This window comes from Agarivorans sp. QJM3NY_29, assembly GCF_050870835.2.
Lineage (GTDB): Bacteria > Pseudomonadota > Gammaproteobacteria > Enterobacterales > Celerinatantimonadaceae > Agarivorans.
In genome coordinates this window covers 373,525-391,126 of the sequence record NZ_CP194036.2, presented here as the reverse complement: position 1 = coordinate 391,126, position 17,602 = coordinate 373,525, and the positions used below count along the sequence as shown (strand labels likewise).

The following is a 17,602-nucleotide window of genomic DNA, read 5'->3' as shown; positions in this document are numbered from 1 at the left end:
CTAAGGAGCACAACATGTTTAATATCGCACTGTTCGGTGCAGGACGGATTGGACAAGTCCATGCTGTCAATATTGCCAATCATCCACAAACACGCTTGTATTCAGTGATCGACCCCTATGATGTGAATGCCGAACAACTCTGCCAGCAGTATGGCGCGCAACGTCAGACTCTTGAACTAGCCATGCAAGATGAGCAGATCCATGGCGTATGTATTTGTTCAGCAACAGACACCCACGCCGATTTAATAGAACTTGCCGCCAAAGCAGGGAAAGCGATCTTCTGTGAGAAACCGATTGACTTAGATATCAGCCGTGTCCGCGATTGCCTGGCCGTAGTGAAAACCCATCAAGTACCGATCCTAGTAGGCTTTAACCGCCGCTACGATCCTCAATTTCGGGCATTAAAACAGCAGTTGGACCAAGGCGCGATTGGCGCACCAGCCACCCTCACGATTACCTCGCGGGATCCTGAGCCACCACCAGCCGAATATAGTCAAGTGTCTGGCGGCATCTTCCGAGACATGACGATTCATGATTTGGATATGGCCCGTTTTATTCTCGGGGAAGACCCGCTGTCAATTTCAGCGCATGGCAGTTGTAAAGTTGATCCTGCGATTGGTGAAGCGGGTGATATCGATACTGCGGTACTGATCCTCAACTTCCCCTCGGGAGCCATGGCGGTCATCCAAAATAGCCGTCGCTCAGGCTATGGCTACGATCAGCGACTCGAGTTACATGGCGAACTCGGGATGCTTCAAGCCGAAAACCAACGAGAAAGTCTGGTGAGCCAGTGGACACATACCGGGCAACATGCAGCAAAACCGATGCTTTTCTTCCTTGAACGCTATAAGGACGCTTACATTGCAGAGTGGCAACACTTTGTGGATGTGCTGAATGGCGCAAGCCCAGAATGTTCAGGCGATGATGGGGAATTGGCACTAAAAATGGCAGATGCCGCCTTACTATCGCTCAAGTCAGGTATGACTGTGGCCCTATAAGCGCCTCCTACCAGACAAGGCTTGAGATTCAAACAGTTTTTTCTGTCGATAAAAACAAGCAAAGCCGCGTACACGGCTTTGCTTGTTCTCTCAATCACTTTACTCTCGCTCTTCAAAGGCCATTGAAACCGCCAGTGTTTGCGCCAAACAAAGCGATGCAGATTGAGAACGAAACGCGTCAACTTTAGCTTCTTTCACCACAAAACAAACATCACTAAATGAGGCCAAAGGACTGATCTGACTATCGGTAATCACAATTTGCTGTGCCCCCGCTTTAGATGCAACTTCACTCAACATCACCGTTTCTTGAGCGTAAGGACTAAAACTAATCGCCACCACGGCGTCTTTTGGGCCAATCATACTCAATTGTTCTTTAAACATCCCCCCCAAGCCATCGATTAAAAATGCCCGTTTATTGAGATGCCGGAAAGCATAAGTCAAATAAGAAGCCACGTTAAACGAACGACGTAGACCAATCAGATAGATATTTTCCGCACGCTGTAAGATATCAACCGCCTGCTGCAGGTTTTCTTCGGAAATTTGCGACACTAAGTGATTCATCGCCTGACAGTTTGCCCGGGCGAATTCTTCCAAAATCCCCTTCGGCGTTTCCGGTGGTAACGGGTCACTTTCCAGCTGTTTATATAAACGCGCCCGATCGGTATAACTGGTTGTCTCTTCAACTAAATTACGACGAAACAACTGTTTCATATCGTTAAAACCACTAAAACCAAAGGCATTGGCAAACCGAATCAGTGTAGATGGCGGCACTTCCGCTTGCTGCGCAATGACAGCCACCGTATCAAAGGCAACACTATTCGAATTATCAAGGATATACTTAGCAACTTGCTGGAGACGTTTACTCAGATCCGCGTAATTATGACGAATATGTTCCTGCAGTTCACTCAGCGAATCGGCAGCTTTCATTAGACTCTCCTGAACTAAAAATTGAAATACATTTTCCGTAAATATACCGTATACCAAAAGTAAATGAAATTTTTGTTTCGAAATGTGTTTGATATAAGGAATGGATTGAAACAACAAAGAGAGCGATGAGACGGAATAGAATAGCAGCTCAATTATCGATTATCGATTATCGGAACGAATGTAGGATCATTGCCATCAAACTGATCCTACATCATCTCACTTAGATACCGACAGAACTTAGTGTCCCTTACGGTGACGTTTCATATCAAACATAACGGCACCAATGATCACCAAGCCTTTAACAATTTGCTGCCAATATGCGGAGATATTCAGCAAATCGAGACCGTTTTGTAAAACCCCCATTATCATGGTTCCGATAATAGTTCCCTGAATAGTACCAATACCACCGGCATGAGAAACACCACCAACCGTCGCAGCCGCAATCGCGTCTAGCTCGTACATCACCCCTAAACCCGGTTGACCCGAGTTAATGCGAGCAGAGAGGATCAAAGCCGCAATCCCTGCCAGCGTGCCGGCATAGGTATACACCAAAATCTTGTACTTTGTGACATTAATACCCGATACATAAGCGGCAGTCTCGTTGCCACCAATCGCGTAAGCGTACTTACCAAATCGGGTATAGTTCAACAAAATGTAGGATAACACTGCAAGTGCAATGAAAATCAGGATCGGTACCGGGACTCCTAGAATATTCCCCTGGCCAATCCATTGGTAGGAACTTGTCAGGCTGCTAATCGGGCGGCCATCGGAATACAACAGCGCAGCGCCACGAGCAACGATCATCATCCCCAAAGTCGCAATAAAGGGCGGGAGCCTGGTATAGGCAATCAAGGCACCATTAATGTAACCACACACTGCGCCGACCGCTAATGCCGCTAGAATTGGAACAATAACCGGCAGTTCCGGCATATTAGGATACATCCGCATCCCCCAATCGATAGTTTGCGCCATACTGGCAGACACCACCGCAGCCACCGCCAAAACAGATCCCGAAGAAAGGTCGATGCCGCGGGTGATAATAATAATTGTCACACCCAAGGCCAACAGACCAACACTGGCCATCTGAGTCGCAACGTTCAATAAATTAGCAACCGAAAGAAACACCGGTGATAAAATCGACATCACGATACACATGGCGACAAAGACGACATAAATCGCGTACTTAGAAACAAAACGTTTCATATTGTTGTTCGACGCCTCAACACTGGGGCTCGCCTTAAGCAGTTTCGCAATCATCACTCTATTCCTTAAATAGTTTTTCTAGCTACTTAGCTTTCTTTTCACACTCTGAAAGCTAGCTCAGCGCCATCGTCATAATTTTTTGTTGGGAGGCATCAGAACCTGCGACGGCACCTTTAAGCTGACCTTCATGCATCACCAGAATATGATCACTCATCCCCATCACTTCTGGCAGTTCGGATGAGATCATCACCAGGCTCTTCCCCATTCCCGTTAGTAAGCGCATTAATTTGTAAATTTCTGATTTCGCACCAACATCGATACCGCGAGTCGGTTCATCAAGAAACAAAATGTCCGGCTTGGTCAGCATCCAACGCGCCAGCAATACTTTTTGTTGATTTCCACCACTGAGGTTATCGATGGTTTCATGCATATCAGGGGTTTTAACCTTGAGCTTCTTACAATGCTCGGCACTGTCGGTACGCATTTTCCGAACATCTAAGACATTCACTACTTTGTTACGGTAGGCATCGAGGTGGGCAATCGAGGTATTGGCAAAGATATCCAGCATCAGGTACAAGCCCGATTGGCGTCGATCTTCGGTCAAAAATGCCATTTTATGGCGAATCGCATCTTGCGGTGTTTTAATATCCACCTCGTTGCCATTGATACGAATCAAGCCCGCATCTTTTTGACGCACCCCAAACAAGGTTTCAATTAGCTCGGTTCGTCCCGCGCCAACTAATCCTGCGATCCCGAGGATCTCTCCCTCACGAAGATCAAAGCTAACACTCTCAAATGAACCTTTAACCGTCAGATCACGCACTTCTAAGCGAGTTTTGCCCGGTTTAGCGGTTGGTGGTGGAAAAACATCCCCCAGATCTCGCCCCACCATCATTTGCACCAATTCGTCATTATTCGTGTCTTTGGCCTCACGTTCACCGATAAAGCACCCGTCACGAAACACCGTGATATCATCGCAAATACGAAAAATCTCATCCATTTTGTGGCTAATATAAACCACCGCACAAGCTCGAGACTTCAGCATATCGATGATCTTAAATAGGTGAGCGACTTCTTTATCGGTCAGCGCCGAAGTCGGTTCATCCATAATGATAATCTCTGAGTTGTAGGAAATGGCCTTGGCAATCTCCACCATTTGTATGGTGGCCACCGTCAGATCGACCATCGGCGTTCTTGGGTCTAAATGAAGATCGAGTTTTTCCAACAAGGCTTCTGTATCACGATACATTTTTGGATGGTCAATCAGTTTTAACGGGCCTTTTAACGGCTCTCGTCCTAACCATATGTTTTCAGCAATACTACGGTGGAGGATCGGCGATAATTCCTGATGAATCATCGAAACCCCAGCTTCTAAGGCATCTTTAGCCCCAGAAAATTCAACCGCTTTTCCTCGATAAAAAATGTTGCCACTATCGCGTTGATAAATACCAAACATCACCTTCATCAGTGTGGATTTACCAGCGCCATTTTCTCCCATCAAGGCCATAACGCGACCTTCTCTTAAGGTCAACCGAACATTGTCTAATGCTTTGACACCCGGAAAACTCTTGGTGATACCACGCATTTCGAGTAAAACTTGACTCATATTGAATACTCCCCAAAGGGCTCCACCACAGCAACTATAGAAACATGGAATAGAGCCACAACATAAATGACTAGCGTGTGACCAAGCTAAACAAGCCGCTGCGCGCTTTAAACATTGACTTGTCTAGATTGGTATCACGTGAGCGTTTGCGACGCACAATTTAGCTTTTATGTTTGGCTTCAAAGGCAGCCAAATTATCTTTGGTGACGAGTTCTGCTGGGATCCAAGTAATCTGCTCATGCGGTTTCCCTTTTACAGCATCAACCGCAGTATCAATCGCCGCACGGGCTTGACCCGAACCGTCTTGGAATACCGTGGCATTCAACGCACCACTTTTAACCGCCGTCAAACCATCGGGTGTTGCATCAACACCAACCACTAATGTGTCATCAAGTTTACCGGCGGCTTGCAAGGCCTGAATGGCACCCAAAGCCATGTCATCATTGTTGGCTAAAATGATGTCGAGCTTATCGCCAGAATTCAGCCAGTTTTCCATGACCGACATCCCTTGGGTACGCTGCCATAAACCGGTTTGTTTACGTACCACCTTAAACTTAGGTTTATCGGCGAAATAATCTTCGACACCCTTGGTTCGCATAATCGCCGCTTCTTGAGTCAACATCCCCATTAAGATCCCAACATTGCCACCTTCTTTAGCTTTCGCGGCATAGGCTGCTTGAGTTTCACCAAACTTCAACTCTTCGGATCCCACATAAGACACTCCTTGCGGGAGGTAAGACGGACGACGATTCAAATAAACCAGTTTAATACCCGCCTTCACGATGCTATCAGTCATCGGCTGCGTTGCTTCGGTGTTCACTGGCACTAAGACAATCGCATCCATTTTCTGAACAATAAAGTTTTCAACCTGACCCAATTGTTTGGCGGTGTCTTCCTTCGCATCAACAAACAACAGTTCAACTTTTCCATTTTGCTGCTTAGCATATTTGTCCATGGCATCTTTCATATACACCATGAAGGTATCGTCAAAATTAGGGATCGCCACACCGATCCGGGTGACATCACTTTTCGCCTCTTCTTGACCACAAGCCGTCAGCAGCAAAAAGCCTGCGACAACCAAAACACCTTTAAGCATAGAGAAGCTCATTGTCATGAGTTGTCTCACGGGACTAAGCCCCCGGGTGAGGTATTGTTTAAATGATGGCATGAATATCTCCTTTGTTATTGATCAACCATCAGGACTCAAAATGAAATTTTCATTTCACATTGAACGATAGAACGTCCTGTATTTCATACAAAAATTTCAATTCTTATGGCGTATAAGCTAGTAAAAGCCTTGCCGAAAGTCTTGAATAGTAATTATTTGCCCTTGGTATTGAACTATAAAATGATGTTGTAAATATAACCAGCCCCAATGTTTCTTAATTGTTAAAAGTGTTAAGCTGGTCTCATTGAAATTTATATTCTATTTTAAAAATAACAACTAACTAATTGATTTTAATTAATTTAAAGTGGTAAATAGTAATTGCGAGGATTTATTATTGTTACCGATAAGTCTTTGTGGAATTTTCATTCCACTTATTAAAGTCTCGTTTTAAGCGATAATTGCGAGTCAAAAATGAAATCATTTGCCCTTCGATTTTATGGTAATGAACGAAAAACAGATCACCGATCACACTTCAGATTAAATATTTCGCATTGACTTTGATTCGAAATATATATTTCATATAGGGTGTAAGATAAAGCGGATGCTAGCTAAGTATCCTAGGTGAGAAACCAACACGTTTTTAAGGAGTGACGAAACAATGAAGGCTCTTGATAAGAAGCTTGATCTGATTTGTATGGGGCGAGTGGCGGTTGACTTCTATGGTCAACAAATAGGCGCACGTTTGGAAGATATGGGCTCTTTTTCCAAATACTTAGGCGGATCTTCCGGGAATGTCGCCTATGGGACCGCCCGCCAAGGACTGAAGTCTTCAATGTTCGCACGGGTTGGTGATGAACACATGGGACGTTTCTTACGTGAAGAACTACAGCGTGTGGGCGTTGATACCAGTCACCTTATCACCGATAAAGAACGCCTCACAGCACTAGTTATTTTGGGTATTAAAGATGAAGACACCTTCCCGCTCATTTTCTATCGTGATAACTGCGCCGATATGGCGATTCGTGCAGATGATGTCGACGAAGGCTATATTGCCTCCGCCCGATGCTTAGCAATTACCGGGACTCACCTGTCTCACCCAAACACACGCGAAGCCGTAATAACCGCTCTCAAATATGCGCGTAAACACGGCGTAAAAACCGCACTGGATATTGATTATCGACCGGTGCTTTGGGGCCTTACATCACTGGGTGATGGAGAGACACGCTTTATCCAATCAACGGAAGTTACCCGCCAATTACAAGAGGTATTAGGTTTATTCGACCTGATTGTCGGGACAGAGGAAGAGATCCATATTGCCGGAGGGTCAACCGACACCCTTAGCGCGTTAACAAGCGTCCGTGAAGTATCCAATGCAACGCTTGTTTGCAAACGCGGAACCTTGGGGTGCTCAATATTTACCGAAGCTATCCCCAACAATCTAGATGCAGGTATTAACGCCTTAGGCGTACAAGTGGATGTATTAAACGTACTTGGCGCTGGCGATGCCTTTATGTCCGGCTTATTACGCGGTTACCTAAATGATGAAAGCTGGCAACAAGCGGGCGCTTACGCCAATGCCTGCGGTGCCTTAGTGGTGTCACGCCACGGTTGCGCGCCAGCGATGCCTAGTAAAGAAGAGCTCGATGATTATCTGTCGCGTGCCGCAGTAGTGCCACGTCCAGATTTAGATCCACACTTAAACCATCTCCACCGCGTCACTACCCGCGATAGAAGCTGGGGAGAGTTATGCATATTGGCCTTTGATCACCGGATCCAGTTTGTCGAAATGGCGCGTGAAGCAGGTGCCGACCTCAGCCTTATTGCTCCCCTAAAGCAATTGATTTTTAAAGCTTGCCAAGAAGTTACCGCAGAAGCAGAGCTACAAGGAAAAGCAGGCATTCTATGTGATAGCCGCTTTGGTCAAAGGGTATTAAATGAAGTCACCGGAAGCGACTGGTGGATTGCCAGACCGGTAGAGCTTCCAGGTTCACGACCACTGGCGATGGAACACGGCAATATTGGTTCACAACTCATCGAATGGCCGCTGGAGCACATCGTAAAATGTTTAGTGTTCTTTCATCCAGAAGATGCCCACCCACTGCGCCTCGCACAGGAGAAGCAGATCCAAGAGGTGTACGCCGCCTGTTGTCAATCGGGCCATGAAATGCTGTTAGAAGTCATTCTACCCGCCGATATGGCTCGTAACGACTCGCTGTACCTGCGCGCCATGCAGCGCTTCTATAACTTGGGAGTGAAACCAGATTGGTGGAAACTTCCACCCATGCAAAGCGATAGCTGGCGACAAATTGAAACGCTCATCGCAGAACGCGATCCCCACTGTCACGGGGTGGTCCTACTTGGTCTAGATGCACCCGAAGAAGAATTACGAGCAGGCTTTAATCAAGCCGCACCCAGCAAACTAGTTAAAGGCTTTGCGGTGGGGCGCACCATTTTTGGCAAGCCTGCACAAGCTTGGCTGGCGGGGGAAATTGGCGCCCAACAACTGAACCAACAGATCAAACGCAATTACCATAGCCTAATACGCATGTGGCGTGAACGCGGCTAAGAGGAAATTCAGATGACAACAGCAAAAACCGTGCGTTTAACCATGGCTCAAGCCTTGGTGAAGTTTATGCAGGCACAGAAAGTTGAGATTGACGGTGAAATTCAAGCGATTTTCCACGGGGTATTTGCCATTTTTGGCCACGGTAATGTCGCCGGACTAGGCGAAGCCCTGTATCACGTCAACGACAGCTTACCAACTTATCGAGCCCATAATGAACAGGCGATGGCCCACAGTGCCATCGCTTTTGCTAAAGCGAATAATCGCCGACGCATGATGGCCGCAACCAGTTCGGTCGGTCCAGGGGCTCTGAATATGGTCACCGCAGCCGCTCTCGCCCATGTAAATCGGCTGCCTATTTTACTGTTACCGGGTGATACCTTTGCCACTCGCGAACCCGATCCGGTATTACAGCAAATCGAAAACTGGAGCGATGCCACCATCACGCCCAACGATTGCTTCAAACCGGTCAGTCGTTTTTTCGATCGCATCACCCGGCCAGAACAATTGCTCAACAGCTTACCGCAAGCGATGCGAGTACTCACCGATCCGGTCGAATGTGGACCAGTCACCTTGGCGCTACCACAAGATGTGCAAACCATGGCCTTTGACTACCCCGAGCATTTCTTTGCCGAGAAAATTCATCATGTTCGCCGCATGGGAGCCGACGAATTTGAACTAGCCCAAGCAGTGGCGTTGCTACAACAGGCCAAGCAACCACTGGTGATCGCAGGAGGAGGGATTCACTACTCCGAAGCCACCGCCGAATTTAAAGCCTTTGTCGAAGCTTATCAGCTGCCAGTTGGTGAAACCCAGGCAGGTAAGGGTGCTTTACCTTGGGATCACGTCTGCAATCTGGGGGCGATTGGCGTCACTGGTTCCGAAGCCGTCAACCACCTGGCCAAAGAAGCCGACGTGGTGATTGCTGTTGGCACCCGTTTGCAAGACTTTACCTCTAGTTCGCGGGCCTTGTTCAAGGCCGATGCTCGCATCATATCCATTAATATCAACGGCTTCGACGCCAGCAAACATTACAGCCAAGCCTTGGTTGCAGATGCTAAACGGGTTCTACCGCTGCTACATACGGCATTAGACGGTTGGAGCAGCACTGCCGACTGGCGCGACCAAGCCGAACAGTACCGTCAGCAATGGAATCAAACCGTATCGATTGCCATGACCGATCGCCACAGCTCTCTGCCTACCGATGCAGAAGTTATTGGGGCGGTGAACCGCAGCGCTGGCGAGCAAGATATCGTGGTATGTGCCGCCGGTGGCTTACCCGGTGAACTGCATAAGCTATGGCGTACCCGCTACGACAAAGGTTATCACCTCGAATATGGCTTCTCTTGTATGGGCTACGAAATTGCCGGGGGTCTTGGGGTTAAAATGGCAAAACCAGAATCGGAAATCTTTGTGATGGTCGGCGACGGCTCTTACCTAATGCTTAATTCTGAAATTGCCACTTCGGTGATGCTGGGGCAGAAGCTGATTATTGTGGTTCTTGATAATCGCGGTTATGGCTGTATCAACCGTTTACAACAAGCTTGTGGCGGCGCCGGGTTTAATAATCTACTGCAAGATTGTAATAGCGTCGAACAGGGTGCCCCAAAAACCGATTTTGCGGCGCATGCCCGTTCGTTAGGTGCACAGGCTGAGCAAGTGACCAACATTTCAGCGCTTGAACAAGCTTTACAGCGCGCGAAGGCTTCTCCCATCAGCTATGTGATTAGCTTGGACACCGATCCACTTAGCACCACGGAATCGGGCGGTTCCTGGTGGGAAGTGGCGATACCGGAAGTCTCGGTTCGCGAACCCGTTCGCGCCGCACGTCAACGCTATGAAGCAGCAAAACAACGTCAAATAATTTAATAGGAGGGCAGCAATAATGACCGTACAAATTGGAATTAACCCACTCACCTGGACCAATGATGATCTACCGTCTTTAGGTGCCGAAACCCCCTTAGAAACTTGCCTCTCAGAAGGTGTATTAGCTGGTTTCAGTGGATTTGAGTTGGGAAATAAATTCCCTCGTGAAGCCAGTGTATTAGGCCCCATTCTTGCTCAACACCAGCTTCAATTAGTCTCGGGGTGGTATTCGGGAGAGCTGCTAAGCCGTAGCGTGGAGCAAGAAATTGAGGCAGTTCAAGACCATCTCACCTTACTTCGCGAACTCGGAGCCAAGGTGATGGTATTTGCCGAGGTCACCCACTGTATCCACGGTAAACAGGACACCCCTGTCCACCTTCGTCCGCAATTCCCAGCCGAGCAATGGCAGGACTATGGTAAGAAGCTCACCGAATTTGCACGCTACACCCGAAGCCAGGGGGTTCAGGTTGCCTATCACCATCATATGGGAACGGTGATTGAATCAGCCGCAGATATCGACCAACTAATGCAACACACCGGGGATGAAGTCGGCTTATTGCTGGATACTGGTCATCTTGTGTTTGCTGGTGACGACCCGCTGAAAGTCGCTAAAAAATGGGCCCATCGGATCAATCATGTCCATACCAAAGACATTCGTCTGGATATCCTCGCTGATGTTAAAAACCGTAAAACCAGCTTTCTTGACGCGGTCCTAGATGGTGTTTTTACCGTTCCTGGAGACGGTGGTGTGGACTATCCGCCGATTCTGCAAGTCTTGGCTGCACATCAATATCAAGGCTGGCTGGTGGTCGAAGCAGAACAAGATCCTGCCATTGCGCATCCCCTCACCTACGCCAAGTTGGGTTACAAAAATCTCAATCAAATGGCCGCTGATGCTGGCTTATTCAATCACTAGGGCCAACTAAGGATTAATAATGGAAACCGTTCAGAATTTTATCCACGGTCAAATCCGTGAAACTCGCAGTCAGCGCTTGGCTGCTATCTACAATCCCGCGACTGGCGAGCAGACTAAACAAGTCGCCTTAAGCAGTGCGGAAGAAACTAGAGAAGCGATTGCCGCTGCCGAAAATGCCTTTCCTGCGTGGGCCAAAACTTCGCCTTTAAAACGCTCTCGAGTGATGTTCAAATTTAAAGGCTTACTGGAACAAAACATCGATCGCCTAGCTCGCGTGATCTCCAATGAACACGGTAAAATATACTCCGATGCCGTCGGCGAAGTCACTCGGGGTTTAGAGGTGGTTGAATTTGCTTGTGGTATTCCACATTTACAAAAAGGCGAACACTCTGCCAATGTCGGAACGGGTGTGGATAGTCATTCCTTAATGCAGCCGCTGGGAGTTTGCGTCGGGATTACACCATTCAACTTCCCCGCAATGGTGCCGATGTGGATGTTCCCGATCGCACTGGCAACCGGTAATAGCTTTGTACTAAAGCCTTCGGAAAAAGATCCCTCACTCAGCCTGATCATGGCAGAACTGCTCAAAGAGGCGGGACTCCCCGATGGCGTGTTTAATGTAGTCAACGGCGACAAACAAGCGGTCGATGTGCTATTAAGCGACCCTCGCGTGCAAGCGGTCAGCTTTGTTGGTTCCACCCCGATAGCCGAATATATTTACGCTACCGCATCTGCCCATGGTAAACGTTGTCAGGCCTTAGGCGGCGCCAAAAATCACTGTATCTTGATGCCCGATGCCGATCTGGAAATGGCAGCGAGTGCCATCATGGGAGCCGCTTTTGGCGCCGCAGGTGAGCGCTGCATGGCCCTGTCAGTGGCGGTTGTAGTTGGCGATGAAATTGGTGATGCCTTGCTTGAAAACCTGCAACATAAAATCGCCCAGATGCGAGTTGGACCGGGCATTGTCGATGGACCAGAAAACGACATGGGGCCGGTGATTTCCGAACCACATAAGCAGAAGATCTATCAATATATCAGCTCAGGGGAAAGCCAAGGGGCAAGCATTGTGGTAGACGGTCGAAACTTCAGCGTAGCTGGTCACGAGGCTGGTTATTTTGTGGGCCCAACTCTGATCGATCAGGTCACCCCGGAGATGACCCTCTATCAAGAAGAAATTTTTGGTCCGGTACTGGCAATTGTGCGTGTCAGCGATTACGACACTGCTCTGGCCCTAATCAATCGTCATGAGTACGGCAATGGCACCGCTATCTTTACCCGTGATGGTGAGACCGCCCGTCAGTTTAGTGAAGATGTTCAAGTCGGGATGATCGGCGTGAATGTGCCCATTCCAGTACCGATGGCCTTCCACAGTTTCGGGGGCTGGAAGCGCTCTATTTTTGGGCCGCTCAATGTCCACGGCAACGACGGAGTGCGCTTTTATACCCGTATGAAAACAGTTACCAGTCGTTGGCCAACTAGCGTCCGTTTAGAGCAACATAGCAGCACGTTTGTAATGCCAACCATGGATTAGTGAACTAAGCGGTCGTCCACGACTCATCAATACCCGGTTTACCGGGTATTTTTATCGGTAGCCGAAGAGAAATGCCCATCACTTTTAACTGATGGATAACGTAAACGGAGGCCAAAACCAGACGACGCATACACTGCCGTTCAGCAGGTTTCATATCACGCCTGTGACGGTTTATGCTCCCTACATCAAAGACGGTCTCAACTGATAATTCTTCAAAATCAACCAGCCTAATATCGAACGACCAGTCAAATCCTAGCCAGAGATGACAAACGGCGTTGTTGCCTAAATTAGAATGAACCTTTCGGGCTTTCCGCGATCTAATCGTTAAGCCGCTACATTTAGGTCGTGCCATAGACAAAGTAAAAAGCAACATCATTAACTGGAAGCAATACAACATGGCCTTAACCTAGTGAGGTTCAATTACTGTTGGCTGAATGAGTCAACACGCAACTGGTCGTCGAGATCGCGGCGACACCGATAGTAATACCGCCATCGGCACGGCATGCACTGCACTGCACTGATGATAGAAACTATGTTTAAGCTTCCGCTTGGCACCTTGGTAGGCCTTATCAACTCTATATTCCTACTGATGAATGTCGACCTTCAATCACCTGACTACAGCTGTATTCGTAAACCAACAAAAACCGTGAATGTGAGCTATCGCTGACGCAATAGAGGCCCAATTAACCTCCTCGTGATTGATTCAACGGACCTAAAAGTGTTTGCTGAAGGCGAATCGAGGGTTCGCAAGCATGGAAAGGAAAAGCGCCGAATATGGCGTAAAGTTCATCTTGCTGTCGATGCAGATACACATGAAGTGGTGAGCATGGTGGCTTCGCTCAATTCAGAGCATGATGGCAACGTTTATCGACACTCTCAAATCCGCTTCGTCGTAAAATAATCCAAGTCTCAGCAGATGGTGTCGATGCGACCAAGCACTGTTATACGCGATTGAAACGCAAAGGCGTTATTCCTGCCATCCCGCAAGCAAAAACGCCAGTTGCAGGGAAGAAAGCCCCCCCCTTGTAGTCAAGAGCTTAAAGCGCTAAAGAATGAAATGCTGAAGAGTGGAAAAACCAATCGGGCTACTATGAGCGCTCATTATCCGAGACGGCGATGCACCGTTACACACGGCTGCTAAGTGGAAAACAGAGCTTGTGTCATTACAATACGCAAGTGGGAGAAATGATGGCAAGTGTAGGGGCGGTAAACAGAATGACGAGTCTAGATATGCCTGTTCGTCAGTTAACTGGCTAAATAGCGGAACAGCCTAGGATGGCTGCGCCTTAAGCTGGGAGTTGACCAACAACGCCACTGAAGTGGCCAATGAGAGTGAGGATTCAGCGTCATTTAGATGCATCTGATAGTGATAAATTATTTTAGGAAACAACGCAGTCAATTTAGATTCAATAGCGAAATTAGATCCAACAATTAAATACCAACCAGTAAGAAATTAAAAACCTATAAACCGAACTAAAAATAAAACAAACAGCAAATAAAAAATCATTCGAGCACTCACAAGAACTAGTAAAAACAATTAACTAGCAACTCACCTGTATCGATAAGTTTACATTATATATTTATATAAACTAAGTGCAGCATACAAGTGAAAGAATACTTCCACGCGAATAAATTAATGTAACGATTAAAAAAATCAATTACAAATAAATAAAAAATCAAATAAAAACAATGAATTACATTAAAATTAACTTGACTCAATAATTATAAATCAAGCCTGATTTAACTTGCTTGATGCCTATTATCCACTTCATTATAAAAACAAAATCGTCATTAATTATGTGTTTTCTATACAAATAAGTTAAGGCCGCTGATGAAAAGCAAAGATAGGCGTACTTAGAAACGAAGAGGGGGGTTGGCGAGTTAAAAAAATATAGATATAGTTAAAATCATTAATATTTTGGTTTTTGTTAAGATACTTAGCTTCTACATTTATCAAGCTATAAAACGTTCATTACCAAATGATGAACCGATTCACCCAAATATATAAGCCAAAAATTATTATCATCGTTCATAGGGAATATTCGAAATATTAGGTGATTTGATTACAAGGCGAGATAAATACAATAAATTCATCCACAAAAAGATATAAAAAATTTAATTTATTTTGTAGCCGCCGACTAAAAGTATATTTACTTAAATAAATATGGACATTAATCAAAAATAAGGAGGGCCTATCAATCATAGATATTCTGGGCTCAATAAATAAGCGAACAGGAGTTCGACTACCTGAAGTAAACCTGACATTAATTTACTCATTCGGCTAAGCAAAGTACACCAAACGAAGCTTATGACTAGGTCTATTTATCTTTGTAAATTGTTGCGTTGGTAAAGGCATAGTTAGGCCATCCAGTAAGCTCTGTAAAGCCTTCTAAAGTAACGATAAACACTAGCTAAAGTTCGACAAGAAGTTGCGTTACAGCTTTCTTATAAAGAAAGGCTTGAGCAATACTGACTGAACTCTAGACATACTCATCTGAGTGATGAAATCGCTCTTATCTCGAACAAAAATGGATCTCGAAAGACCAATAGGCTTAAAGCCCACAGCTTTAATTAAATGGATTAAACCGCTCGCATATTCGGTTTATTATTGATCATGGATATAGGCTATTTTTTTATGAAATTACAATCGATTCAATCAAAAATTGCACTCGTTGCTGGTTCCTGCTTATTAATCTCGGCAGGGATCTTAGTCGCACTGAGTGTCTATTCAGCATCTTCATCTCAGCAATTAGTATCAAAAAAAGTCTCAGCCTTAGTGGAAGATGCCGCCCTAAAGCAGCTCGGCGCAACGGCATCAAACTATGCAGAATCAGTCAGCCGCCGCTTAGAAGAAGGATTAAGCGCAGCTAGAGCTTTAGCGAACGCCGCCTCTGCCGCCAAATCCGATGATATGTCTCATCACACCACCACCATAGATCGCCCCGTATTTAACGACATATTATTGGAAGTCTTAAAAAGTAACCCCGACTTAAATGGTACTTATAGTTGCTGGGAGCCCGATGCATTTGATGGAAACGATCAGTTATTTAAAAATGGGGAAGACGGTAACAACGCTCAAACCGGACGCTTCACCCCTTATTGGACCCGTGATCATTCTGGCAAAACTGAGATTCAATCCTTGGTTGAATACGATTCGCTAGCCCAACATCCTAATGGCGTCGTCAAAGGCGCTTGGTATCAGGTGCCCAAAAATCAACGCCATGAAACGGTCACCGCACCATTACCTTACATCGTACAGGGCAAAAATATCTGGCTCGCGACGCTGTCGGTACCAATCAGCGCTAATGGCCAATTTCTTGGCGTAGTTGGCGCAGACTACGACTTGAGCTTTGTGCAACAGCTTAGCGAACAAGTCTCCAAACAGATTTATCAAGGAAATTCCAAGGTTTCGATTATTTCCGCACAGGGCTTATTTATTGCCAACAGTCGTCAGCCAAAGTACGTTGGTCAATCGATCTCCAATGTTTCAGGCCTGAATAGCCAACAAGTTATCTCAACCATCCAATCCGGTAAGTTAACCATTAATACAATCGAAGCGGATAATAGCTTACAAGTCTATGCGCCGATTACCTTAGGCCAAACTGGCGTTCAATGGGCTATCGTAATCACCATCGACAAAGACTTGGTGTTGGCCGAGGTTCATGCGCTATCCAAAACGCTTTCCGATAACAACCTCAGCGATATAAATTGGCAAGTCGGCGCGGGTTTAATCATTTCACTACTTGCCATCTTCGTCCTGATTGCTATGGCGAAAAAATTGACTCAACCGATCTTAAAAGCCGTTGAAATGGCTCAGTCGATTGCCAAAGGTAACTTTAAGCAGCGCTTAAATTTTAACAGTGCCGATGAAACTGGCCAGCTGTCGATGGCCCTAGATAACATGGCCGATAGTTTGCAACACCAGGTGGTAATCGCTGAGCGAATTGCCAAAGGTGACTTAGATCTCGAGGTCACACTCGCTTCTGAGCAAGACCAATTAGGTAAGGCTTTAGTGCAAATGGTCGGTGACCTGAACCAACTGGTAGGTCAGATCCGACAACGTTCTGAAGTCATTGGCGACAATGCCGGTAAAGTTTCAGATCTGAGTCATGATTTAGCCAGTGGCGCTACACAATCCGCCTCTGCGGTCACCGAAATTAGCGCCACAATCACCGAAATTGCTGCTCAAATCCGTCAAAGTTCAGGCAACGCGGACCGAGCCAATCAACTGTCAGTGCAATCGGTTAACTCAGCCAGCTCTGGCAACCAACTGATGACCGAGCTACAAGGTGCCATGAAAGACATCGAAAACTCAGGCAATGAGATCAACAACATCATCGACACCATTGAGTCAATTGCAGAACAAACCAATTTGCTGGCCTTAAATGCGGCCATTGAAGCTGCGCGAGCGGGCGAGCAGGGACGAGGATTTGCGGTGGTCGCAGACGAAGTGCGTCAGCTGGCCGCACGCAGTGCCGAAGCGGTACAGCAAACCGCGATATTAATCGATACTTCAGCCAAACACACCCAGCGCGGGATTGAACTGTCTCATCAAACTGGCAGCGCCTTAGATGCAATTGTAAAAGATGCTGGCGAAGTGGCGGTATTGGTGAATGAAATTGCCCAAGCGGCCAACGAGCAGGCCTCAGGCGCCGAGCAAGTCAGTCTGGGGATTAATCAAATCGACGAGGTAACCCATCAAAATAGCAATAATTCGGAGAGTTGTGCCAATGCATCCAACGAACTCTCTAGCGAATCTCGAGAACTGAATAATCTAATTCAGCAATTTAAACTCAAGTCTTAATTTATGGTGTAAGAGAATAAAATGGCCAACCATCAGTATTGGCCATTTTATTTGCCAAACAAAGCTCCCACAAGCTAACA

Annotated in this window: 11 protein-coding genes and 1 pseudogene; 7 read left to right on the top strand and 5 right to left on the bottom strand. The window is 46.5% G+C overall.

Going from position 1 to position 17,602, the window contains the following annotated elements; genetic code table 11:
* The first annotated feature begins 14 nt into the window (after positions 1-14).
* Positions 15-998, top strand: coding sequence for an inositol 2-dehydrogenase (iolG, locus tag ACRRS0_RS01770; RefSeq protein WP_432454923.1), 984 nt, complete (start codon positions 15-17; stop codon positions 996-998).
* Positions 999-1,097: 99 nt separating this feature from the next.
* Here iolG and ACRRS0_RS01765 read toward each other — a convergent pair whose 3' ends face one another.
* The 4 genes from ACRRS0_RS01765 to ACRRS0_RS01750 form a co-directional block, all read right to left on the bottom strand.
* Positions 1,098-1,925 carry a MurR/RpiR family transcriptional regulator gene (locus tag ACRRS0_RS01765; RefSeq protein ID WP_432454924.1) on the bottom strand — a complete coding sequence of 276 codons (828 nt, stop codon included), beginning with the start codon at positions 1,923-1,925 and terminating at the stop codon, positions 1,098-1,100.
* A 237-nt stretch (positions 1,926-2,162) separates the two neighbouring features.
* Positions 2,163-3,182 (bottom strand): ABC transporter permease, encoded by a 1,020-nt coding sequence (locus ACRRS0_RS01760; protein ID WP_432454925.1) that lies wholly within the window; start codon positions 3,180-3,182, stop codon positions 2,163-2,165.
* 58 nt (positions 3,183-3,240) lie between these two features.
* The gene (locus ACRRS0_RS01755; RefSeq protein ID WP_432454926.1) at positions 3,241-4,734 is read right to left on the bottom strand and encodes a sugar ABC transporter ATP-binding protein; all 1,494 of its coding nucleotides are present in this window, start codon (positions 4,732-4,734) and stop codon (positions 3,241-3,243) included.
* A 160-nt stretch (positions 4,735-4,894) separates the two neighbouring features.
* Positions 4,895-5,902, bottom strand: coding sequence for a sugar ABC transporter substrate-binding protein (locus tag ACRRS0_RS01750; RefSeq protein WP_432454927.1), 1,008 nt, complete (start codon positions 5,900-5,902; stop codon positions 4,895-4,897).
* Positions 5,903-6,500: 598 nt separating this feature from the next.
* On the opposite strand from ACRRS0_RS01750, the gene ACRRS0_RS01745 reads away from it, so the two are divergent.
* Genes ACRRS0_RS01745 through ACRRS0_RS01730 form a run of 4 tightly spaced genes read left to right on the top strand, consistent with a single transcriptional unit; the run spans position 6,501 to position 12,718 of the window.
* Positions 6,501-8,408: a bifunctional 5-dehydro-2-deoxygluconokinase/5-dehydro-2-deoxyphosphogluconate aldolase gene (locus ACRRS0_RS01745; protein WP_432454928.1), complete on the top strand. Its 1,908-nt coding sequence runs from the start codon at positions 6,501-6,503 to the stop codon at positions 8,406-8,408.
* Positions 8,409-8,420: 12 nt separating this feature from the next.
* Positions 8,421-10,274, top strand: a complete 1,854-nt coding sequence (gene iolD, locus ACRRS0_RS01740) for a 3D-(3,5/4)-trihydroxycyclohexane-1,2-dione acylhydrolase (decyclizing) (protein WP_432454929.1) — start codon at positions 8,421-8,423, stop codon at positions 10,272-10,274.
* A gap of 16 nt (positions 10,275-10,290) precedes the next feature.
* Positions 10,291-11,187, top strand: a complete 897-nt coding sequence (iolE, locus tag ACRRS0_RS01735) for a myo-inosose-2 dehydratase (protein ID WP_432454930.1) — start codon at positions 10,291-10,293, stop codon at positions 11,185-11,187.
* Between the two features lie 19 nt (positions 11,188-11,206).
* Positions 11,207-12,718: a CoA-acylating methylmalonate-semialdehyde dehydrogenase gene (locus tag ACRRS0_RS01730; protein WP_432454931.1), complete on the top strand. Its 1,512-nt coding sequence runs from the start codon at positions 11,207-11,209 to the stop codon at positions 12,716-12,718.
* Positions 12,719-12,722: 4 nt separating this feature from the next.
* On the opposite strand, the gene ACRRS0_RS01725 is transcribed toward ACRRS0_RS01730, so the two are convergent.
* Positions 12,723-12,872, bottom strand: coding sequence for a hypothetical protein (locus ACRRS0_RS01725; protein WP_432454932.1), 150 nt, complete (start codon positions 12,870-12,872; stop codon positions 12,723-12,725).
* 196 nt (positions 12,873-13,068) lie between these two features.
* Between ACRRS0_RS01725 and ACRRS0_RS01720 the strand changes: the two are divergent.
* Positions 13,069-13,975 (top strand): annotated as a pseudogene (locus tag ACRRS0_RS01720) (IS5 family transposase).
* A 1,378-nt stretch (positions 13,976-15,353) separates the two neighbouring features.
* On the top strand, positions 15,354-17,522 hold the full coding sequence (locus tag ACRRS0_RS01715) for a methyl-accepting chemotaxis protein (RefSeq protein WP_432454933.1): 2,169 nt from the start codon (positions 15,354-15,356) through the stop codon (positions 17,520-17,522).
* The last annotated feature ends 80 nt before the right edge of the window (positions 17,523-17,602 follow it).